Source organism: Dyadobacter sp. CY343 (genome assembly GCF_021390335.1).
In the GTDB taxonomy this organism is placed as follows: Bacteria; Bacteroidota; Bacteroidia; order Cytophagales; family Spirosomataceae; genus Dyadobacter.
In genome coordinates this window covers 666,039-688,475 of record NZ_JAJUXK010000003.1, presented here as the reverse complement: position 1 = coordinate 688,475, position 22,437 = coordinate 666,039, and the positions used below count along the sequence as shown (strand labels likewise).

At 47.9% G+C, this 22,437-nt stretch carries 18 protein-coding genes; 17 read left to right on the top strand and 1 reads right to left on the bottom strand.

The genetic code is table 11. The annotated features are described in order from the left end of the window. Positions 1-106: 106 nt before the first annotated feature. From LZG94_RS11180 to LZG94_RS11140, 9 genes are all read left to right on the top strand, one after another. Positions 107-544 carry a YMGG-like glycine zipper-containing protein gene (locus LZG94_RS11180; RefSeq protein WP_233791964.1) on the top strand — a complete coding sequence of 146 codons (438 nt, stop codon included), beginning with the start codon at positions 107-109 and terminating at the stop codon, positions 542-544. 3 nt (positions 545-547) lie between these two features. Then, on the top strand, positions 548-1,312 hold the full coding sequence (locus tag LZG94_RS11175; protein WP_233791963.1) for a methyltransferase domain-containing protein: 765 nt from the start codon (positions 548-550) through the stop codon (positions 1,310-1,312). Positions 1,313-1,382: 70 nt separating this feature from the next. Then, the gene (locus LZG94_RS11170; protein ID WP_233791962.1) at positions 1,383-1,889 is read left to right on the top strand and encodes a hypothetical protein; all 507 of its coding nucleotides are present in this window, start codon (positions 1,383-1,385) and stop codon (positions 1,887-1,889) included. A 54-nt stretch (positions 1,890-1,943) separates the two neighbouring features. Beyond that, positions 1,944-2,372 (top strand): DUF1801 domain-containing protein, encoded by a 429-nt coding sequence (locus tag LZG94_RS11165; protein ID WP_233791961.1) that lies wholly within the window; start codon positions 1,944-1,946, stop codon positions 2,370-2,372. Between the two features lie 35 nt (positions 2,373-2,407). Further along, positions 2,408-3,727: a serine hydrolase gene (locus LZG94_RS11160; protein WP_233791960.1), complete on the top strand. Its 1,320-nt coding sequence runs from the start codon at positions 2,408-2,410 to the stop codon at positions 3,725-3,727. A gap of 92 nt (positions 3,728-3,819) precedes the next feature. Beyond that, positions 3,820-4,233, top strand: a complete 414-nt coding sequence (locus tag LZG94_RS11155; protein WP_233791959.1) for a DUF6157 family protein — start codon at positions 3,820-3,822, stop codon at positions 4,231-4,233. Positions 4,234-4,324: 91 nt separating this feature from the next. Then, a complete protein-coding gene (locus LZG94_RS11150) occupies positions 4,325-4,903 on the top strand; it encodes a hypothetical protein (protein ID WP_233791958.1) in 579 nt (192 codons plus the stop codon). Positions 4,904-5,022: 119 nt separating this feature from the next. Next, positions 5,023-6,297 carry a S8 family serine peptidase gene (locus LZG94_RS11145; protein ID WP_233791957.1) on the top strand — a complete coding sequence of 425 codons (1,275 nt, stop codon included), beginning with the start codon at positions 5,023-5,025 and terminating at the stop codon, positions 6,295-6,297. After that, complete coding sequence (locus LZG94_RS11140) at positions 6,294-6,524, top strand: hypothetical protein (RefSeq protein ID WP_233791956.1); 231 nt, start codon at positions 6,294-6,296, stop codon at positions 6,522-6,524. The genes LZG94_RS11145 and LZG94_RS11140 overlap by 4 nt, the downstream gene beginning before the upstream one ends. Positions 6,525-6,529: 5 nt before the next feature. Here the strand turns inward: LZG94_RS11140 and LZG94_RS11135 are convergent, their stop codons facing one another. Then, positions 6,530-8,134: a M81 family metallopeptidase gene (locus tag LZG94_RS11135; protein WP_233791955.1), complete on the bottom strand. Its 1,605-nt coding sequence runs from the start codon at positions 8,132-8,134 to the stop codon at positions 6,530-6,532. A gap of 122 nt (positions 8,135-8,256) precedes the next feature. Between LZG94_RS11135 and LZG94_RS11130 the strand changes: the two genes are divergently transcribed. The 8 genes from LZG94_RS11130 (at position 8,257) to LZG94_RS11095 (ending at position 22,404) form a co-directional block, all read left to right on the top strand. Continuing rightward, on the top strand, positions 8,257-8,691 hold the full coding sequence (locus LZG94_RS11130; protein WP_233791954.1) for a hypothetical protein: 435 nt from the start codon (positions 8,257-8,259) through the stop codon (positions 8,689-8,691). 79 nt (positions 8,692-8,770) lie between these two features. After that, positions 8,771-10,138 (top strand): glycoside hydrolase family 140 protein, encoded by a 1,368-nt coding sequence (locus LZG94_RS11125; protein WP_233791953.1) that lies wholly within the window; start codon positions 8,771-8,773, stop codon positions 10,136-10,138. 98 nt (positions 10,139-10,236) lie between these two features. Continuing rightward, on the top strand, positions 10,237-10,827 hold the full coding sequence (locus tag LZG94_RS11120; protein ID WP_233791952.1) for an RNA polymerase sigma factor: 591 nt from the start codon (positions 10,237-10,239) through the stop codon (positions 10,825-10,827). Between the two features lie 119 nt (positions 10,828-10,946). Continuing rightward, positions 10,947-12,032 carry a FecR family protein gene (locus LZG94_RS11115; protein WP_233791951.1) on the top strand — a complete coding sequence of 362 codons (1,086 nt, stop codon included), beginning with the start codon at positions 10,947-10,949 and terminating at the stop codon, positions 12,030-12,032. Positions 12,033-12,165: 133 nt separating this feature from the next. After that, complete coding sequence (locus LZG94_RS11110) at positions 12,166-15,780, top strand: TonB-dependent receptor (RefSeq protein ID WP_233791950.1); 3,615 nt, start codon at positions 12,166-12,168, stop codon at positions 15,778-15,780. A 12-nt stretch (positions 15,781-15,792) separates the two neighbouring features. Continuing rightward, positions 15,793-17,511, top strand: a complete 1,719-nt coding sequence (locus LZG94_RS11105) for a RagB/SusD family nutrient uptake outer membrane protein (protein ID WP_233791949.1) — start codon at positions 15,793-15,795, stop codon at positions 17,509-17,511. Between the two features lie 139 nt (positions 17,512-17,650). Next, complete coding sequence (locus LZG94_RS11100; protein WP_233791948.1) at positions 17,651-20,914, top strand: DUF1553 domain-containing protein; 3,264 nt, start codon at positions 17,651-17,653, stop codon at positions 20,912-20,914. A gap of 11 nt (positions 20,915-20,925) precedes the next feature. Beyond that, on the top strand, positions 20,926-22,404 hold the full coding sequence (locus LZG94_RS11095; RefSeq protein ID WP_215233454.1) for a DUF1501 domain-containing protein: 1,479 nt from the start codon (positions 20,926-20,928) through the stop codon (positions 22,402-22,404). Positions 22,405-22,437: the final 33 nt, after the last annotated feature.

The following is a 22,437-nucleotide window of genomic DNA, read 5'->3' as shown; positions in this document are numbered from 1 at the left end:
ATAAGCGGATAATCGCTGTTATTTCTGGTGCCGTAAGTGGCAACTCGGGTGGCTATAACCTGGCATAGTTTTAGATCACATCCTCTCAGAACCATCCAATATAAAAATGAAATTACCAGTTTCAATGTTGCTCGCGGCATGTGTATTTACCGCGTGTGACAACAGTTCGAAGAAACACGAAGCTGCATTGAAAGCGCAGCAGGCGACGATCGATTCCATGAAGGTTGCTATGGAAAAAAAGGCAATTGTGGATTCGATGAACACTGTAATGGCGCGGCGCGAGATTGAAGAAACCCGCGAAGAAAAACAGGCAACTCAAACCGTTTACGCATCCGAAGCGACTCCTGCCAAGAAAAAGTCGAAGTGGAATCATAAAGCCAAAGGAGCGGTAGTAGGAGCTGGAACGGGTGCAGTTACCGGTGCAATAATCAATAAAAACCGAGCAGAAGGTGCCCTGGTGGGTAGTTTGATCGGAGCTGGCGTAGGTGTTGGTACCGGCGCAATTGTCGATCAGCAAGTAAAAAAGAAACAAAAACAGCAATAATAAATGGCCTGGAATCCGGAGACTTATAATAAATTCAAGTCGGAGCGATTTGCTCCTTTTTATGATCTGCTTGATTTAGTTAAAGTAAAACCGGGCCTTCAAGTGATCGATCTCGGATGCGGGACAGGGGAGCTGACCAGGAAACTGGCCGATAAGCTACCTGACAGTCAGGTATTCGGGATCGATTCATCTTCTGAAATGCTGATCGAATACGAAGCATATGAAAAAACACACCTTAGTTTTGCACAAAGATCTATTGAAGCGCAAATGGAGATTTCCCAGCAATGGGACCTTGTTTTTTCCAATGCGGCTATTCAATGGGTGAACAATCACCACGAACTTATTCCCACAATCGTTTCCAAAGTGAGAAGCGGTGGCCAGTTAGTAATTCAGCTTCCCGCTCAACATCACAATATTTCCAATCAAATGCTCAATGAGCTCGCTGCCGAAGAACCTTTTCGATCAGCATTAAATGGTTGGACGCGCACTTCGCCGGTGCTGGATATTGAAGACTATGCCCAGCTTTTATTCGAAGGCCGGTGCCGCACGATGACGGTTTTTGAGAAGATTTATCCGCTGGTATTGCAGGATGCGAATGCATTATTCGACTGGGTATCAGGCACGGCAATGATTCCCTACATTGAAAAACTGGAAGGTGACCTGCGCGAAAATTTCACTTCTGAATATAAAAATCGACTAGCCGCCCGGTTTACGAAGTGCCCCGTTTTCTACCCTTTCAAAAGGATAATATTGGAAGCTTCAATATGATGTTGCCAGTGTAACCGATAGCCTCTATATTTGGCAAACACTCATTTACTATATTGTAATTTAGTTGGCCATGAAAAGAATAGGGTTAATCGTAATGCTGCTCTCGTTGTCAGGCTTTACCGCAAAGTCTGATTTTTCAACTAAGAATATCACCTTCAACGGACTCAATTTTCCTGTAAAGAAGGAGGCGGTCATTCGCAAATTTGGTCAGGGCAAAATTGTTCCGACAGATTATGAATGCGGCGCTTATTCTGCGGAACAGGAAAAAGGGCCCTATTACCAGCTTGCGTATAAAAACTTCAATTTTATTGGCAGCGACAAGGAAGACTTTATGCTCGAAAATGTGGTATTTGATGCGGCGGGTAAAACGGCTGTCATTTACCAGAAAGAGATTCTGAATGGATTTACGACGAAAGCGCAGTTCATCACCATTTTCGGCAGCGACGTGGAAGGTTTGTTTGAAAACGGCCCGAACAGGAATACTGTTCTCTTGCAAAGTAAGGATAGCGACGACGGGGTGGTGTTCATTTTTGAGCGGGGCAAGCTTGTAAAAATGGAGTATTGGTCGCCGTGCTGAGTATTTTAATATCACAAAGTGGGCAGCTGTTTATGCAGTTAAAAAATTGACTCAATGAAAAAAGAAAATGGTCTGACAGCCGGCGTGTCCGAGCCCGAAAAAGTAGCGGGGTTCCTGCAAAACCTGCAACATCCGCTTGCGTCAACGGTTCAGTATTTGCGGGAAGTAATCCTGGCAACGAGTGACGCAATAGGGGAAGGCATTTACTGGAATACCCCGACCTTTTATTATACCGGTCCCATGCAGCCTTTTAATCCGAAAGAATATAAGCGTTACCTGGTCAATTTCAACTTGTTCAAGCAGGATTCGGTGCGGCTGATCTTTTTGCGGGGAACCAGCGTGACCAATGCCGGCGGACTGCTGGAAGGTGATTTCAAGGATGGGCGGAAAATGGCGATATTTAATAGCGTCGAAGATGTGAAACAAAAAGAACAATACCTGAAAGCGATCCTGACTGAACTACTGGCCACCGCCGACAACTGACCGGACAGTTTTCCGAATTTAAATACAATAAAAATATGATCGCAAAGATCTACTCCCTGATAATCACAGTATTAGCATTCAATACCGTCCATTCGCAAAACCTGGACAAGGAAAAGCTCGACGCTTATTTCCAGGCCCTCGAAACGAATAATAGGTTTATGGGCAGTGCCGCGATCTCTCAAAACGGCCAACTTATTTACAGTAAAACAGTGGGTTATGCCGACGTGGAAACGCAGAAAAAGGCGAATTCAAATACGAAATACCGTATAGGTTCAATCTCAAAAACCTTCACTGCGGTACTCGTTTTCAAGGCGATTGAGGAGAATAAAATTACATTGACGCAAACGATAGAAAAGTATTTTCCGACGATCAAAAATGCGGGAAAGATCACAGTAGCGCAACTTCTGAACCACCGGAGCGGTATCCACAATTTTACCAATGCGCCCGACTACGAGAAATGGAATACGATCAAAAAGAGCGAACAGGAAATGATAGACCTGATCGCGAAAGCAGGGAGTGACTTTGAACCGGATAGCAAAGCAGCTTACAGCAATTCGAACTACGTATTACTGTCGTTTATTCTCGAAAAGTTGTATAAAAAACCGCTGGGAACGCTGCTCAATGAACACATTATCAAGCCGGTTGGTCTGAAAAACACGGCTATGGGCGGGAAAATCGCATTGGCGGAGAATCAGAGCTACTCGTATAAATACCAGGACAAATGGGTAAAGCAGTCGGAGACCGATATGTCGATTCCAATGGGTGCGGGGGCGGTAATTTCTACGCCGGAAGATCTGACGAAATTTGCGGACGCACTTTTCGGCGGGAAATTGGTTTCCGAAAAGAGTTTGACGCAAATGAAAACGTTGAAAGAAAATTTCGGAATGGGGCTTTTTCTGATCCCTTTCTACGACAAAATGAGCTTCGGCCACACGGGTGGTATTGACGGTTTTCAGTCTGTTTTCGGCTATTTCCCTGAACAGAAAATTGCTTTTGCATTAGTTACAAACGGTAGCGCGATCATACTGAACAGCATCACGATCAATGTATTGAATGCAATTTTCGGCAAGCCCGTTGAGATACCCGATTTCAAAGTTTATAACCCTGCACCAGCCGATTTGGATCAATATGTTGGCACTTATGCCAGTAATCAGATCCCAATTAAGATTACCATCACTAAATCAGGCACCTCACTCACTGCGCAAGCGACCAGCCAGCCTTCATTCACACTGGAAGCTACCGACAAACACAAGTTCAAATTTGACGCAGCCGGGCTGGTAATGGAGTTTAATCCAACCGAAAAGAAAATGATTTTGCGGCAGGGCGGAGGCGTTTTCGATTTTCGGAAAGAGTAAGGTTTGGTGTTGAAGAAATCAGGGAAATTGTAATGCTCCTGACACACCGTTGTCACCCGCACCTTTTAGATTTGAAAAAAACCTTTAACACAATGAAAGAGCATACGACAAACTACGAAAACACATTCATTGAAGTAGCCGATGATTGTCCGGTGCCTGCCGCTGAGAAACCGCCCGTGAAAGGTGATAAGAGAACCGTGGCGAATATTGAGTTTGATCTGATCAGCAAAAATCCTTACAAGTTCACTTCCGACGATGTGCTTTTTCAGGTATATGCGGAAAAAAATGACTTGACAGAAGCTGAATTGGAAGGTGCCCGTAGCCAGTATTTTTCCAAAGGTCAAGCCTGCATGCGCGCCTCACCGCTGACCAAGCGTTATGGCTGGGGAATACACAATGATGAAAAAGGTAAAATCGCGGTCATTGCTAGGGAGTCGCCGGAGTACGAAGAGATGTTGAACGATAGCACACTGAAAAAAGTTAAAGCAATGAAATCTAGCCGCTAAGGATCCTCTCATCACAAAGTTGTTGCGTCAGGGAATTTCAAAGTTTAAGTTGATATGTATTTAAAACGCCAACTTAATCCGAAAAGCCGCTATGAAAACATCTTTGTACAATCACAATAATTTTTCATGGATCGTAAAGTCGGTACTGTTTTTTAAAAATCATTATTTGATCATACTTGCGCTGGGAATGGCCGCCGCTTTGGGCCGCTCTGCGCAATTAAAAGCGTTCGGACCCATTTCGCAATCGCTGCATTTGGTCCTTGAAATTGGTATTCAGTCTGCCCGCATATTGATCTTCATATATGCATTAGGTCTCACAAACGTTAAAATAGGGGCATTGAGAGCAATACAGATCGCATCCAGCAGGCGGGCGTGGAAGCAAAACTGGGTAATTGCGAGGGAGAAAATGAGGCGCGATTGGGCACAGTTGCTGACTAATATGATCATTTACCTGCTCATTGCCTGGGTCACCAATTTGCTGATCGACTACGCAGCTTACCAAACCTGCTTGTTTGCTAAATTAAAAAGCAATGAAATTATCTCAGCACAATCATCAGAATGGGTAATCATTCTTTTCTTCAAAAACCTTTCTGTAATTCCGTTTACGCTGATATTCAATGCATTGTTCCTGCTTTGGATAACCAACAGAATCAGTGAAAACCGTGGCTGACAGTTAACAGTGGTATTTGCTCGCGGAATTTGAGCAGCGTTGGTATAGGATTGTTACTCAATGGTTTTTATAAACCAGTCCGCGTACCAATTGATTGTGGAAACCTTAACGATATAAGCATGAAGAAGCCGATTTTAGGTAAACAAACGTTCCTTACCGACAATACCGAGCGCATTTTGTCTTTTGAAAAGTTTGTAAAAGACGTTTACGACAAGAATAAGGACGAAAAGCCGCTTTACACCGGCCGGTATTTCGTGATTTTTCGAGAGGGCGTTTCGGGATCACCCCGCGCCATGAGCTTTTTCAAATCCGAATGCGGCTTGTCAGTCGCGAATACCCGTGAATTTTCGAGTGCACCTATTGACGAAACGCAGATCGGCGACGCCGATGCATTGATTTACGAAGACCTGGGAATTGCGCTCGTAGGCGGTAATGAGGAGCAGATCAAGATCCTCGAAACGGCCGGGCCGGGCTATATTATTGAACCCGAAAAAATCGTATATGTGCCAGATGAAATGCCGGCTGTTATGAATATCCCTTCCACCTGGGGAATCGACGTGACGCAGGCGATGGTTTCCCGATATACCGGAAATGGAGTGAAAATCGCCGTTTTAGATACCGGTTTCGACGCTACCCACCCGGATTTCTTGTCTAGAAATGTGGTTACCAACTCTTTCGTTCCTGATGAAACTGCGGAGGATATGCACGGTCACGGGACGCACTGCATTGGCAGTGCGGCTGGCAATATAGATGTAAATGGAATGCGGTACGGGGTGGCCACAAATGCTTCCATCTACGCAGGAAAAGTACTGAGTAATGAAGGCAGCGGCGCGCAGGCGTGGATTTTGAACGGAATTACCTGGGCCGCTGACAACGGTTGTCAGGTAATATCGATGTCATTGGGCTCGCGGGTTTTCCCTGGTCAAAGTTACGATGTGGCCTACGAGAGAGCGGCGCAATATGCCAATTCAAAAGGCGCTGTTGTGGTTGCGGCGGCAGGGAACGAGAGCAGGCGGTCTATGAACCAATTCAGCCCGGTCGGTAGTCCAGCCGATTGTCCGTCCATTCTGGCAGTGGCGGCAGTGGATTCTAACTTGAATGTAGCCGATTTTTCTAACCGGGGTATTAATCCGAGCGGCGAAGTGGATATTGCCGGGCCGGGCGTCGAGATCTATTCCAGCTGGCCGATGCCAATGCGCTACCGGACTATTTCAGGCACAAGTATGGCGACGCCGCACGTTGCGGGGCTTACTGCATTGCTTTGGGAGAAATATCCCAACTGGACTCCGCACCAGGTTATGAGCGAGTTACGTAAGCTGGCCAAAAGGCTGGCTGTTTCAAACATGGATGTAGGAGTGGGCTTATCACAGGCACCTGTCGACCAGATCGTATGAAAAGCATTGTCATAACCATTTCAGAAACCTACCTGAGCAACCTACGGACTGTTGCCGACGAGCTGTGTGAAGAGGGGCTTACCATTACCAATCTGTTTGAATTTGGTGTGATAACCGGCCATGCAGATGAAGAAGTTTTAGGCAAACTGCGCGACCACAAGGAGGTAATTTCTGTAACTGAAGAGAAACAGGCGACCATTCCGCCGCCTGATTCTCCGGTTCAATAATTGACTCAAATAGTATCCGAAGACGGGACGAGCCTGGCTTTCAAGTCAGGTTCTTTCATGTCTTTATCCAATGGAAAAATCGGTCTTTTTACTCTCTTGTAATCCAAACCTTCCAGATTCTGATCTACTCCGCCGGGGGTTAATGACAATATCCAGTCAGCGCGCATACTGTACAATTCAGGTTCGAGATAACCGATTTTGACAACTACTACATCCGACTTACGGGGAGTAAGGCCGAGCCTGGTGAAATCCGCTTCCTTGTGATAAGGCTTGCGTTTTTTGGTCACAATTACACTTACATTACCCACTTTCACTACTACCTCCGTTTCTGCATTCCTGTCACCATGCTCGATCGCCGTTACAGTACCCACTAACCTGATCGGCGGGGCGAAACGGGAATCTACTTTGGCACCTGCTAATGCATCAATTTTTCCACCAACACCCACTTCCACCGCCTTTGCAACCAGTTCCGGGCCGGGAATGGAAGCATAAATTAGTGACTTGCCGTTTTCTCCCTGAAATTCTGGCCGTTTCAATATCTCCGTAATGGTCCAGGTCACATCACCCGCGCCTCCGGCAGTCGGGTTATCGCCTGAGTCGCTTATAAAAAATGGCGTTTTGTCGCTGGTAACAGCTTTATCGAGCGCCTCTTTCAATGTGCCGGTCGGTGCTACAAATTCAAATTCCCGCCTGACGTCCCAAAAGCTTTTCGCCAGTTTTTCGGCGGTTGAGGTCACTGCATTTTTATCGTCGCCGGTTACCATTACAACTGCGTGATTTCGCGGTTCATCGGCCCAGGCATAACCAACCCACATTGCCGCGTCAATCACACCTTTTTGCAAAGAAGCCGGCGTTACAGCTGCATAAATGCGTTTGCCGGGTTCTATTCTGGTACTCGTTTTTTCGCCAGGAAGCAGGACAGGAATTGGTATCCAGGCTTTATATGCAGGTTTTCCTTTTCCGCTTTCGAGCCTGGAAAGCAGATTTGTAACTGCTCTTTTCTTGGTTTGCATCGCATCTTCGTGCGGCGCCATTCGGTAGCAGGTAATCAGGTCGGTGTTTTGCGCCAGCCGCCAGGATACGTTTCCATGCAAGTCCATTGAAGTTGAGATCACGGTTTTTTTGCCCACTACTTCCCGGATCCGCACGATGAAATCACCCTCCGGATCGTCCAGCCCGACTACGCTCATCGCGCCGTGAATATCGAAGAACATCCCATCGTACGGACCGTTTTTCTTCAACAATTCCAGCGTCTGTTTCACCAACGATTCGTAAGCTTCGCGGGTCACTGCGCCTCCGGGCAGCGATTTCCCAACCAGCGCAGGCAGCCAGGTCGCTTTCGCACGAATACCAGAATCTGCTGACATAAAAGGGTAGGCGGCATAAACCTGATCTCCGTATCTCGCGTGAAATGCTTCTTCGGTTGTCGACGCAGGCGAAAATGTGCTGGATTCAATGCCAAGTCCCGCAATCGCAATGCGTGGAAGTGCCTTGTTTTTTCCAGGAAGTTCTGTCTCATTTTTCTCAAAATTTTTTTCGTCCAACTTCGAAGAAAGTGGCTGAAATGTCGCTGCGAACAAAGAAACAGCCAGTAAAAAAGTAATTTTCATATATATTATTTTAACAAACCTACTTAATAGTTCTATTTTGTTTAAACATAGTGAAAAAACGACAATCGAAGTCTTTTATCAATTGAAAGACCAATTCGAAAGCATGCTAAAAGTGCCTGACAATGATGGAATTTGTTTACAGATATTACTATACCTGCTTCTATTTGCATCAAAAAACCAAAGGTATGCCGCCCGATTCTGCGTGGGTGAGGGCATTACAACAGCTTACCGCCGGAATTTGGTTTTTTTGTTTCGGATTCATGATATTCATTTCGATTCTGCTCGATAAGGTAGAACTGGTTAAAGGCGGAAGCAGCTTTCTCGTCATTTTAACTATGTTTGTTCCTGCATTTTTTCTGTATTATTTCCTCTTCAATGTATATGAAGTTTCCAAGGAAACGGGCCGTACGCCAAAATCTGATTTCGAAATTACGGCTGGCTGGAAACGTTTTTTTTGGTGCTCCTGGCTTGCTGCGGTCACATTCCCGATCCTAGTGGGTGCTCATGCAAACGGTTACGGCTGGCATAATATCCAGGATATTCCCTGGTCTGTTTAAGCGCCGGGATCAGCAGATATAGTATACCTCGCTTGCTGGGTACTTACTTTCTTATATCCGTCAAATTTTCACTGTCACCATGAGGCTATCCAGGTTCTGCAGTACGCTGCTTTTGGTTCTTTTTTGTGTAAATGCATTCGCGCAAACATTCACTGTCAGCCCCAATAAGCGCTATATATTAAAGGAAGGCAAGCCGTTTTTCTGGCTGGGCGATACAGCGTGGGAGCTATTTCACCGGCTTGATCGCGAGGATGCGGAGTATTATCTGAAAAAGCGCGCCGCCCAGGGTTTTACGGTAATCCAGGCCGTGGCACTTGCCGAGTTCGACGGGCTGGAAGTGCCCAATCCCTACGGAGACAAGCCACTTCTGAAAAACGACCCGACCACTCCGAACGAAGCCTATTTTAAGCATGTCGATTTCATCATCGACAAAGCGGCGGAAGTTGGGCTAAATATAGGTTTCCTGCCGACCTGGGGCGATAAGGTTTTTAAGTCGACCTGGGGAAAAGGGCCGGAAGTTTTCAACGAGGCCAATGCAGAAGCTTACGGAAAATGGCTGGGTAACCGCTACAAAAACCGCAAAAACATCATCTGGGTAATGGGCGGCGACCGTAACCCGCGCGCTGGTACACGAGACGTGGAAATATGGCGCGCCATGGCTGCGGGCATTACCGCAGGTGTCGGCGGGGCCGATAAGGTAATGATGACCTACCACCCACAGCCGAACAAAGAAGGTGCAAGTGAATGGTTTCACAACGACAACTGGTTCGATTTCAATATGTTCCAGAACGGGCATTGCCGGGACGCGGCGGTTTATGATAATATCAAAGGTGCCTACGACCGGCAGCCGATCAAGCCGGTAATCGACGGCGAGCCGATTTATGAGGACCACCCGGTTTGTTTTAATGCCAAAGAACTGGGTACTTCCAATGCATACGACGTCCGCAAAGCCGCCTATCTCGACCTTTTTGCGGGCGCTTTCGGGCATACTTACGGCTGTCACGATATCTGGCAAATGTATGCGCCGAACCGCGAGGCGGTGAACGGGCCGCACGTTTTCTGGCAGCAGGCACTGGACCTGCCCGGCGGATTGGAAATGAAATTTGTGCGCAAACTCATGGAATCGCGGCCAATCCTCGATCGGGTACCAGATCAAACGATTATAGTGGAAAACGACCTGGCTTCCCACGAGCGCATTCAGGCTACCAGAGGTAAGGATTACATTTTCATTTACACTTCAACCGGAAAACCATTTTCTGTAAACCCTGGTAAAATCTCCGGAAATCAGTTAAATGCATTCTGGTTTGACCCCAAAAACGGTAAGACAAAAGGCGCGGGACAGTTTGATAATAAGGTGCTTAACAAATTCACTCCGCCAGATTCGGGCTATGGGAAAGACTGGGTTTTGGTAATTGATGACGCTTCTAAAAATTATCCCAAGCCCTAAATAGCTCATATCAAATGTAAAATTGGTGGAAGATTTTTTGCAGTAATTCAGGGTTATTTTTGACTTAATAAAGAAATACTAAACTCTTTATTAATCACTTGCCCAGTTCCGAAGCAATGCAAGAGGATTTGATACGCTGGAAAAGATTCAAAGGTGGCGATGCGGCTGCGTTTGAGTCGATTATCAGGGACGAATTCCGTGCCTTGTTTGAATACGGTACCCGCTTTATCCACGACCGCGACACGCTCAACGATTGCATTTACGATCTCTTTACTTCACTTTGGGACCGGAGAAGTTTTCTTGCAGATACCGATCAGATCCGGCCTTATTTACTCAAAAGTCTGAGAAACAGGCTGCTGAAAGAAAAGGAGCGCGCCAATCACCTGACCAATTTTGAAGGCTGGCAGGAACAAATGGAGCCAGATGATAATGCCGAATCGCAGATCATTACCTCTGAGATTTCAGCGCAACAAACACGTCGGATCAGCTCTGTGCTTTGCACACTTACGCCTCGCCAGCGCGAAATCATCCATTTAAAATTCTTCGAAAACCTCTCCAACGAGCAAATTTCCGACGTGCTCGCAATTTCCCGACCCGCTGTTTCCAACCTGCTATCACAAGCACTGAAACTCTTCCGCGACAAGTGGCAAGCCACTATTTCCACTTTATTTTTCGTGCTAACATACTGATTTAGCACTTATTGTCTGTCAGCTAGACCCTTAGGAAAAATATTTTTTCAATTTTTCCATGATGTTTTGCCTGTCCGCTGATTATCCCTCTGTGAATCGCGACTCTTTGGTGTTTTATTATGAAAAATTATAAGGATTATAATCTGGAAGACTTTTTACTGGATGACAGTTTCCGGCTCTGGATTACCCGGCGGGACGAATCCACTAGTGAATTGTGGGAAGGAATTGTGAGGGAATATCCTGATAAGAAGGTTGTTATACAACAAGCCGGGGATTTGATACGCACCTGGACGGCGCATTCAGCGGGAGTAAGTGACTTGGAATTGGAAGAGCAGGTGCAGCGCATTTTAGCAAAAACAACGAGCAAAGAAGCTGAACAGCAACCCGTCCAAATGTGGAAATCATGGGTTTCAGCGGCCGCGGCAATGCTCGTGGTCGGCTTCGGAATAGGTTGGTACGCATTGACAGACCGCGCTGAAACAGGTTCCTTAAATTCTTATTCAGGTTACGTTGCCAAAACTTCGCTCCCATTGAAGGAAGTGATCAATGGAGGAAATAAAGTAATGCTGCTCACATTGCCGGAAGGAAGTAGGGTGAAGCTGCATCCCAAAGGCCGGATTAGTTATTCAGCGGCATTTGTACGGGATAAAAAACGGGAAGTGTATTTGTCAGGGGAAGCGTTTTTCGATGTTGTCAAAGATGCGCAAAATCCATTTTTTGTTTATGCAAACGGACTTGCTACCCGAGTTTTGGGAACAAGTTTTCGGGTCAGAACAACCAGCACAAACGTAGAAGTATTGGTGCGAAGCGGGCGGGTTTCGGTGTTGCCAATCAAAGACATAGACCACCCCGGCGACCACAATGCCGAACTTTTACTTACCCCAAATCAGCAGGCGATATTCTCGGTGAAAGACCATGTGATCTCGAAATCAATCACCAATATGCCGCTCGAATTGATCAAAACGGACCCCGAAGAAGGATTTGTGTTCGAAAACCAGCCGGTCAGCAAAATTTTCTCGGCCCTTGAAAAAGTTTACGGAATCCCGATTGTATACGACGCCTCCGTCATGGAAAATTGCTCGCTCCGGGTTGAACTCAGCCACGAGCCTTTTTTCGTCAAACTGGACGTCATCACCCAAACCATAGGCGCTGCTTACCGGGTAAGCGACGGGCAGGTGATCGTGACCAGTGAGGGGTGTCGGTGAGGCTGTCAGCTTTCGGCGATCAGCTCTCGGCTACGATATTTAAACGCTTTAAACTAAGATTAAATCCACCCTGAAAGCCGATGGCCGAAAGCCAAAAGCCGACAGCCTTTTTCACCTAATCCATCTAAACCTTATGAAAAAAAAATCTGTACCATTTAAATATCTGGTAACTGTGATGAAAGTTACGTGCATACCATTTCTTGTGTCCCTGTTTTTCCAAAACCTGGCCATTGCAAACGACGGGATGGCGCAGGAGTTGCTGAACAGGGAGGTTACGTTGCAGGTGCAGCAGCAGGATTTGAAGCAGGTCCTGGCCACGCTCGAAAAAACCACGAAGGTCAAATTTTCCTATATTCCGTCGCTCGTGCGCGACCAGAAAGTTTCTGTCGATGCTTCGAAACAAAAGCTTAGCCGGGTATTGAAAGATCTGCTGGTACCGCTGGAAATCAGCTATTCTGTTTCAGGGAAATATATTATACTGGTAAAAAAGCCCGATGAGGCATTTGTTACACCTAATGCATTGAATCCGATCCCCTTACCTTACCTGCATCCGGTTGATATTACGGTGAAAGGAAAGGTTTTGGGTGGCGATAACAACGAGCCGCTGCCCGGCGTGAGCGTCGTGATCAAAGGCTCGCAACAGGGTGCCATTACGGCTGGCGACGGGAGTTATAGCATTGTAGTACCCGATGAAAAGGCTGTCCTGGTTTTCAGTTTCGTGGGTTATATATCTCAGGAATTTCAAGTGTCAAACCGATCGGTAATTAATGTGACGCTTTCGTCCGATATTAAGGCGCTGAGCGAAGTGGTCGTGACAGGTTATACTGCGCAATCGAGGCGGGATATTACCGGCTCGGTGAGTGTGATCGACGCCCAGAAACTGCTTGAAGTGCCGGCTACCAACCTGGCGCAACAGTTGCAGGGACGCGCGGCGGGTGTGACGGTCGGGGTGGACAATACGCCCGGTGGCGGCGTTTCGGTTCGGGTGCGGGGTTATGGTACTTTGGGTAATAACGATCCACTTTATGTGATCGATGGGGTTCCCACAAAAGGTAATCTCAATACCATCAATCAGAACGATATTGAATCGATTCAAATCCTGAAAGATGCTTCCTCTGCGTCCATCTACGGTTCCAGGGCCGCAAACGGGGTTGTTATTATCACAACAAAAAGAGGAAAATCCGGCGCGCCTAAATTCACTTTCGATGCTTATTATGGCGTTCAAAAGCTTGCTAACAAAATGGATCTGCTCAATACAGCTGAGTACGGTCAATATCTTTGGCAAAGCAAAAAGAATGCGAATGTGGTCAATCCGACTACCGGTAACCCCGAGCACGCACAGTTTGGCAAAGGCGCCGAGCCGGTGATTCCCGACTATATCATTCCCGACGCAGCGGCAGAGGGGGATCCGCGCGTGAATCCGGCTAATTATAGTTTTAACCGATACAACGATCCGCAGTTTGGCAAAACCAAATTTTCCATCACCAAGGCCAACAAGCAGGGTACCGACTGGATGGAAGAAGTTTTCGACGCTGGACCCATTCAAAATTATCAAGTTGGCGTTTCCGGCGGATCAGAGGTTAGCCGCTATTCTTTTTCGGCCAATTACTTTGACCAGACCGGTATCCTGATCCACAATGGTTACAAGCGCTATTCTATTCGTGCAAATACTGAATTTACCATTAAAAAAAGGCTGCGTATTGGCGAAAACTTGCAGGTCGCTTATGGAAAGCGGCAGGGTAACTATGGTAATAATGCAGAAACCAGTCAGGTGTCAAATACGTACCGCGCCCAGCCAATTATTCCGGTTTATGATATTGGTGGAAATTTTGCAGGTACGCTGGGAAGTAATTTAGGGAATGCAAACAACCCGGTGGGCCAACTGGTCAGGAATAAAGACAATGGTTATCAGGATCTCAGGTTATTTGGAAATGCTTACGCGGAAGTCGATATCATCAAAAACCTGACTGCTAAAACCAGCTTCGGGGTGGATTTGACGGCCAATGCAGGAAAGTACTACACGCCGGTTGAGATCGAGCTGGCGCATGGTACCAATGTGAATAGTTTGAGTGAGAATCGCAGTTACAGCTACTCCTGGACGTGGACCAACTCTTTGACTTATGACAAACATTTTGGCGAAAACCACCATTTAAATGTATTCGCCGGAATCGAGTCGATCGATTCTTATGGTAACTTTTTGAATGCATACCGTCAGGGTTATTTTGCTGATAATATTGATCTCAGATACATCGACGCAGGTAACCCGGCGACTTCCACCAACAGCGGCTATGCGTCTTCGATGTGGTCTTTGTTTTCGTACTTCGGTCGGTTGGATTATGCATTTCAGGACAAATATTTGTTGCAGGCAACACTCCGCCGCGACGCTTCCTCTCGTTTCCAGGCGGCTTCCCGCTACGCTACCTTTCCGGCGGCGAGTGTAGGCTGGCGGATCTCAAAAGAGCGTTTCATGGCAGGCGCTGAGTTTATCACCGACCTTAAATTACGGGCAGGCTGGGGACAAACGGGTAACCAGGAGATCGGCGATTTCAATGCCTATTCCACTTACCAGAGCAACCCGGGCAGCAGCGGCTATGGAATTGGCGGCAACCCGATCGGCTACGTGCAGGGTTTTGACCTGGGCAGGTTTGGTAACCCAAAAGCAAAATGGGAAACCACCACTACCTGGAATTTTGGTCTCGATGCCAATTTGTTCAAAGGCAAATTTGATCTAAGCCTGGATATTTTCGACCGTCAGACCAAAGATTTACTTTACACCAAAGCTTACGATCCGCGTCTCGGCGACGCAGCAATTCCCGCCCAAAACATTGCTTCTCTGGAAAACAAGGGACTTGATCTGGGTTTGAATTACAATGATGCGGTCATGAACGGCGAACTTACTTACAGTCTCGGTGTCAATTTCTCGACTTACCGCAATAAGATCATCGCATTGGATCCGCAGAATCCTAATGACTTCCTGCCTGGATTTTCACTGCGTACGCCACCGGTAACCCGCTCCATTGCCGGCCGGCCGATTTCTTCCTTTTACGGATATATCATCGACGGGATTATGCAGAATGAAGAGGAAGTGCAGGCGCACGCGAAGTTTCCGGGTTACTACGATTCCAATATTTATATCAACGGCGTGCGGACACAGGGTGTCGGTAAATTCAAATACCGTGACGTAAATGGTGACGGTGTAATCAATGCGCAGGACCAGACTTACATCGGCAGCCCGCACCCGGATTTCACTTACGGGATTAATGCAAATGTCGGCTACAAAAACTTCGATCTGACCATTTTTGCGCAGGGCGTGCAGGGGAATGATATCTTCAACCACGTGCGGTATTGGACTGATTTTGAGGTATTTCAGGGGAACCGCTCCACTAGAATGCTTTACGAATCCTGGCGGCCGGATAACCCCAATGCAAAGTTGCCGATACTCGATGCAAACGATGCGCAAAGCGGCGAGCCTTCGACGTATTTTGTTGAAGACGGTTCTTACCTGCGTTTCAAAAACATCCAGTTAGGCTATTCTTTGCCAAAATCTGTTTTGAATAAAATTGGCGCTGACCAGCTACGGTTTTACGTGCAGGGGCAAAACCTGTTCACTTTTACCAAATATTCAGGCCTCGATCCCGAAATCAACCTGCGCAATTTTAACAGCGGTTCCGATCGCCAGATTGGTGTGGATGAAGGCGTGTACCCAACCCCGAAAGCAATCATTGTCGGACTTAGTCTAGGTTTTTAAAATCGACCCATCATGAAAAAAATCATCATACTTGCAATTGTGATCCTGGCCTCTTCCTGCGGGGACAGTTTTCTGGAAAAAAGACCTCAGGGACAATACAGCCCTGAAATTATATTAACCACCGCCGGCATTGAGGGTGCTCTGGTAGGCGCCTACGGTTTACTCGACGGTATCGGAACGAGCGGCGTAACTGCCTGGCACGGAGCAGTTTCCAACTGGATTTTCGGGAGTGTGGTTTCTGATGATGCCTACAAAGGTTCCGACGCAGGCGACCAGCCGGAGCAGACTTTCCTCGAACGCTACGTCTGGCTTTCAACCAATACCCACATTTACGGCAAGTGGCGGACACTCTACGATGGCGTAGCGCGTACAAATGACGTTTTGAAATCGCTGCCCAAGGTGACCGGACTCGACGATGCGAGAAAGCTCCAAATCCAGGCGGAGGCGCGTTTCCTGCGTGCACATTATCATTTTGAGGCTAAAAAAATGTGGGGGAATATCTCTTTCATCGACGATGCAACCTGGGATACTGAAAATCCGGAAAGCGTGCAGATACCGAATACGGAAGATGCGTGGCCGAAAATAGAAGCTGATTTTCAATTTGCCGCCGAGAACCTGCCGGTCAACCAGGCACAGCCGGGTCGCCCGACCAAGTGGGCTGCGCTGGCGTACCTGGGGAAATGTCACATGTATCAGGGTTTTCCCAAAGGTCAGCCTAACGTGGCGCATTTAACAGCTGCCAAAGCAGCTCTGATCCAGGTGGTTAATAGTGGAAAATACAAACTCATGGAGCACTTTCACGATAATTTTGCCGCTGAAACCCGTAACAATGCGGAGTCTGTTTTTGAGATCCAGTATAGCGTTACTGCGGCCGACGGATCGGGCGGTAACCAGGGCGATGAGCTTACTTATATGTACCCTAATGGGCCTGGCGGTTGCTGCGGGTTTTACCAGGGTTCCCAAAATCTGGTGAATGCATTCAAGACAGATGCGAAAGGTTTGCCGATGCCAAAAACGTTCAATGATTCGGATGTGAAAAATGATGAAGGTCTGCTTTCCTCGGCGCCATTTGAACCTTACACCGGCGCGCTCGATTCACGCGTGGACTGGACTGTGGGCCGCAGGGGTATTCCGTATATCGACTGGGGCGTGCATCCTGGCCGTTTCTGGATTCGGGATCAATCTTATGCAGGACCTTATTCTTCCAAAAAGCAGATTGTAAGCAAGGCAGAATCGGGCAAAACGGGTAACCCGCGGCAAACCACCAATAATTATCGTTTAATGCGCTACGACCACGTGCTACTCTGGCTCGCCGAATGCGAAGTGGAACTGGGTAATCTCGAAGAGGCGCGCAGATACGTGAACCTGATCCGCGCCCGCGCCGCGCGTCCAGATGGTTTCGTGTTGACCGACGATGGAAAGCCAGCTGCCAATTATGTGGTTGGATTATACACTGCGCCCTGGGCGGACGTAACGAGCGCGCGGGAGGCAGTACGATTTGAAACGCGGCTTGAATTTGCAATGGAAGGTCACCGCTTTTTCGATCTGGTTCGCTGGGGAATTGCGATACCCGTTTTAAATGCATATTTGGACAAAGAAAAAAACAAGCGTACCTACCTGAGCGGGGCGCGATTTGAAGAAAAACACCAGTACTACCCGATCCCGCAACAGGCGATTGTGTACAGTACAAAGGGCGGACAGGCCAGTTTGGTGCAAAACCCTGGTTACTAGCGAACTGAATACCAATCCGCAGGGTTCTTACTTTGCGGATTGGTATTAATCCTTTAATTTAGTATACAATTGTTTTAGTTAAAGTGTCAGTTAACAGGCGCATTCGCGTGCCGGCATTCGCTCACAATATTCATCATTCATGCCTAAATCCTTTTTGAAATACAGTCTGTTCTTTTCTGTTGCGGGGATGTTTTTCTCTTCTTGTGACGAAAAAATCGACCTGCCTGACGACGTGGCGCAGGAAATGTCCATGCTCGTGCAGCCTGTCGACTATACTTATGATGTAAAGCCGATTTTGTCGGACAGATGTTTTGCCTGTCACGGCCCGGACGCGAATCACCAGAAGGGCGACCTTCGGCTCGATGTGGCGGAGGTAGCTTACAAAAAAGAGGCGGAAAGCGGGTTGAAAGCGATTAATCCGGGCAAGCCGGGCAGCAGTGAACTGGTGCAGCGCATTCTTTCCAAAGATCCCGAAATCCTGATGCCGACCCCCGAGTCGCACCTTTCCCTGACAGCACGGGAAAAGGCGATCCTGATCAAATGGGTGGAAGAAGGCGCGGAATACAAGCCGCACTGGGCATTTACCAAAGTTGAAAAACCGAAAGCGCCTGCGGTCAAAAACAAGAAATTCGTCAAAAACGATATTGATAATTTTATTCTTAAAAAGCTGGAAGACAAAGGAATGATCCCGGCACGGGAGGCGGACAAAACTACATTACTGCGTCGCGTGTACCTGGATCTCACCGGCCTGCCACCGACGCCCGAGGAAGTGACAGCTTATATCAACGACAAATCCCCGAATGCTTACGAGAAAGTAGTGGACAAACTCCTGGCCTCGCCGCATTACGGCGAGCACATGGCGGTACCCTGGCTCGATGCGGCGCGCTATGCCGATACCCACGGTTACCAGGACGACGGCCTGCGCACCGCCTGGCCTTTCCGCGACTGGGTGATCAAATCATATAATCAGAACCAGCCCTACGATCAGTTTGTGACCTGGCAGCTGGCCGGAGACATGCTTCCGAATCCAACCCGCGACCAGCTCGTAGCGACCGGTTTCAACCGAATGCACCAGCAAAGTCAGGAAGGCGGCATTGTGCCCGAGGAGTACCGCGTAGCCTATGTAGCCGACCGGACCGATACTTTTGGCAAAACTTTCCTAGGTATTACGGTTGAATGCGCGCGCTGCCACGATCATAAATATGACCCGATCAGTCACAAAGACTACTATTCGCTTTACGCGTTTTTTAACAATAACAATGAAAACGGGCAGATACCTTACAATGGAGAAGCCAGCCCGACGATCACTTTGCCGACTCCGGAAGCCGACGCAAAGCTGAAATTCATCCACCAGAACTTATCCAGAGAGAAAGCAGCACTGAATGCGCATGCAAAAGTGGCCGATCAGAATTTTCAGAAATGGCTGGTAACAGCACGCGCTAAACCGGAAAAAGCTTTGGTTTCTGAAAAAACCGATCTGGTCGGACATTTCACTTTCGACGAACCGCAGGGTAAGGAGTTCCAAAATCTGGCTGACCCGAAACATAAGGCGACAGCGGAAGGCGATGATAGCCTCTCCAATGTGGCTTCCAGAAATGGCAAGCTCGGGAAAGCAAGATATATTTTTGGTGAGAATGCAGTTTCGTTCGGAGACAAGTTTGCTTTTTTTGAAAGAAATCAACCTTTCAGTGTCAGTATCTGGCTGAATCTGCACGATCCGAGCGTGACGGGTTCTTTGTTCCATAAATCCAATGGGGTAATGAATGGGTACCGCGGCTGGAATGTGTTTCGCGAAGCAGACGGCCGCATTAAGCTGACAATGAGTCACGTGTGGCCGGAGAATGCGATTGAAATTCAAACTGTCGATAAATTTCCACTCAATAAATGGACGCAGATCGGTTTTTCTTATGATGGTCTGAGTAAAGCTGCGGGACTGAAATTGTACGTAAATGGCCGCCCTGCGAAAATCACCGTGCACAATGATCAGCTGACGGAAAGTATCCTATACGGAAAGAACAAAACAAACTGGTATGTTGACAGGCTGAATATCGGTCGGCTCTCGGATCAGCGGACGAAGAATTTTGAAGTGGATGAATTTAAGATCTATACCAAAGCACTGACGTCGTTGGAAATGCTGGGGATGTATAGTTTTAAAAATGAGGTGGTAAATGCATTGAAAACACCGGCCGCTCAGCTCAAACCGGAGCAGCTCAATGCATTAAAAGAATATTATCTTGTCAACATCGACGAGGAATACAAAAAGCTAAGAGCTAAAAGCCAACAGCTAATAGCTAACGAAACCGAGATTCTGGATAAGGAAATTGACGTAATGGTAATGCGGGAAAGAAAATATCCGCGTAAAACTTTCATCCTGAACCGGGGCGCCTACGATGCGCCGGGAAAACCAGTGACAAAAGACACGCCGGACAGCTTTTTCAAGATACCGAAGGAATTCCCTAAAAACAGGCTGGGACTGGCAAAATGGTTGCTCCACGAGGATCACCCGCTTTTTACAAGAGTTTCTGTAAACCGGTTCTGGATGATGTATTTCGGTAAAGGATTGGTGATTTCGAGTGACGATTTCGGTAACCAGGGCGAGTTGCCCACGCATCCGGAGCTGCTTGATTATCTGGCGGCTACGTTCCGGGAGTCGGGCTGGAATGTGAAGGCAATGCAAAAACTGATCGTAACATCTGCGACTTACCGCCAGTCTTCCAAAACGAATGCGAAGTCGACCGAGGCTGATCCTGAAAACCGGTTGTATACCCACGGGCCAAGCTACCGGATGAGCGCTGAGCAGATTCGGGATAATGCGTTGGCATCGAGTGGGTTACTTACGCGTGAAGTAGGGGGCAGGAGCGCCTATCCGTACCAGCCGGCCGGACTTTGGGAGGCGCTCGCTACCCGGAACGAGGTTACTTACAAGCAGCAGCACGGCGATAGTTTGTACCGGAGAAGCTTGTACACGATCTGGAAAAGAAGCTCGCCACCTCCTATGATGCTCAATTTCGATGCAGCGGAAAGACATTTCTGTGTCACAAAAAGACAAAAAACGAGTACGCCTTTGCAGGCATTGGTCGTCATGAATGACCCGCAGTTTGTGGAAGCTTCCCGCGTATTAGCGCAGCAAATGCTGAAAAAGGGGAAAACGCTCGACGAACAGATTACCTACGCATTTACTGCATTGACCGGCCGCGCCCCGGATGTAAAGGAAAGGCAGGTTTTGAAAGAATTGTACGAAGAAGAGTACAGCGATTTCAGCAAGCATCCGGCCAAGGTGAAATCGATATTGGCGGCCGGGGAATATCCGGTTGACAAATCGCTGAACCCGGCTGAGGTTGCCGCAAGTACCATCGTGGCGAGCACGGTTATGAACTTTGATGAATTTTTGATAAAGAGATAAAAATCAGCAGCATGAGCTTTTACAACGAACTTGAAAACCATGTCCACGAGCAACTGAGCAGGAGAAATTTCCTCTCGAAAACGAGCCTTGGACTAGGCGCAGCGGCGATGGCTTCCCTGTTGAATGCCGATAATAGTATGGCGAAAAAGCCGGTGCAGGCAGCAGGAGAAGCCGCAGGTTTACCGCTCGGCCACCCGCACTTCGCCCCAAAAGCCAAGCGGGTCATTTACCTGTTTCAAAGCGGAGCTCCCTCGCAGCTGGAACTCTTCGATTATAAGCCGAAACTGGAAGAAATGTGGGGCAAAGACCTCCCCGAATCCGTCAGGAAAGGGCAGCGGCTCACGGGAATGACAGCCGGGCAGAGCAGCTTTCCGCTCGCGGCGTCGAAGTACAAGTTTGCGCAGCACGGTGATCATGATATGATGATCAGCGAGTTAATGCCTTATACTTCGAGCATTGTCAATGATGTGACTTTCATCCGCTCGATGTTTACCGAGGCTATCAACCACGATCCCGCGGTGACGTTTTTCCAGACGGGCAGTCAGCAGGGCGGGCGGCCTTCATGGGGTTCGTGGATCAGTTACGGGCTTGGGTCGGACAATCAGAATATGCCTTCGTTTGTAGTATTGTTGTCCAAAGGCAGGCCGGGTGACCAGCCGCTTTACGCCAAGTTGTGGAGTAACGGATTTCTGCCTTCTGTGCACCAGGGCGTGGTTTTCCGCTCGGGACCTGATCCTGTTTTTTACCTCAATAATCCCGAAGGTATCGACCGTACCAGCCGTCGGCGCATGCTGAATTCACTTGCCAAATTGCAACAGGGGCAGTTTGAAAAAATCCTTGATCCGGAGATCAATTACCGCATGGCGCAATATGAAATGGCTTACCGGATGCAGACGGCCGTGCCGGAAACGATGGATATCTCCAAAGAGCCGGACTATATTTTTAATTTATACGGAGAAGAATCGCGCAAGCCGGGCACATTCGCGGCCAACTGTCTGCTCGCGCGCAAGCTGATCGAAAAGGATGTGAAATTTGTGCAGCTCTATCACCAGGGCTGGGATCAGCACGGAAATTTGCCGAACGATATTAAAACAATGGCGAAAAGCGTCGATCAGGCTTCTGCCGCATTGATCACCGATCTGAAACAGCGCGGGTTACTGGATGAAACGCTGGTAGTGTGGGGAGGGGAATTCGGGCGCGGCGCTTATTCGCAAGGAAAACTCACGCGCGATAACTACGGTCGCGATCACCACCCGCGCAGCTTTACAATCTGGATGGCGGGTGCCGGGGTAAAAAAGGGTTTTGTGTACGGGCAGACCGATGATTTTGGATATAATGTGATCAAAGATCCTGTTCATGTGCATGATTTTCAGGCGACTGTCATGCATTTAATGGGTGTCGATCACGAGCAGCTGATCTTCAAGCACCAGGGCCGCAGGTACCGCCTGACGGACGTGCATGGAAAAGTAGTTAAGCCGATCCTGGCATAAATTTCACTTCAGAACAAAAAAATGGCCGGATTC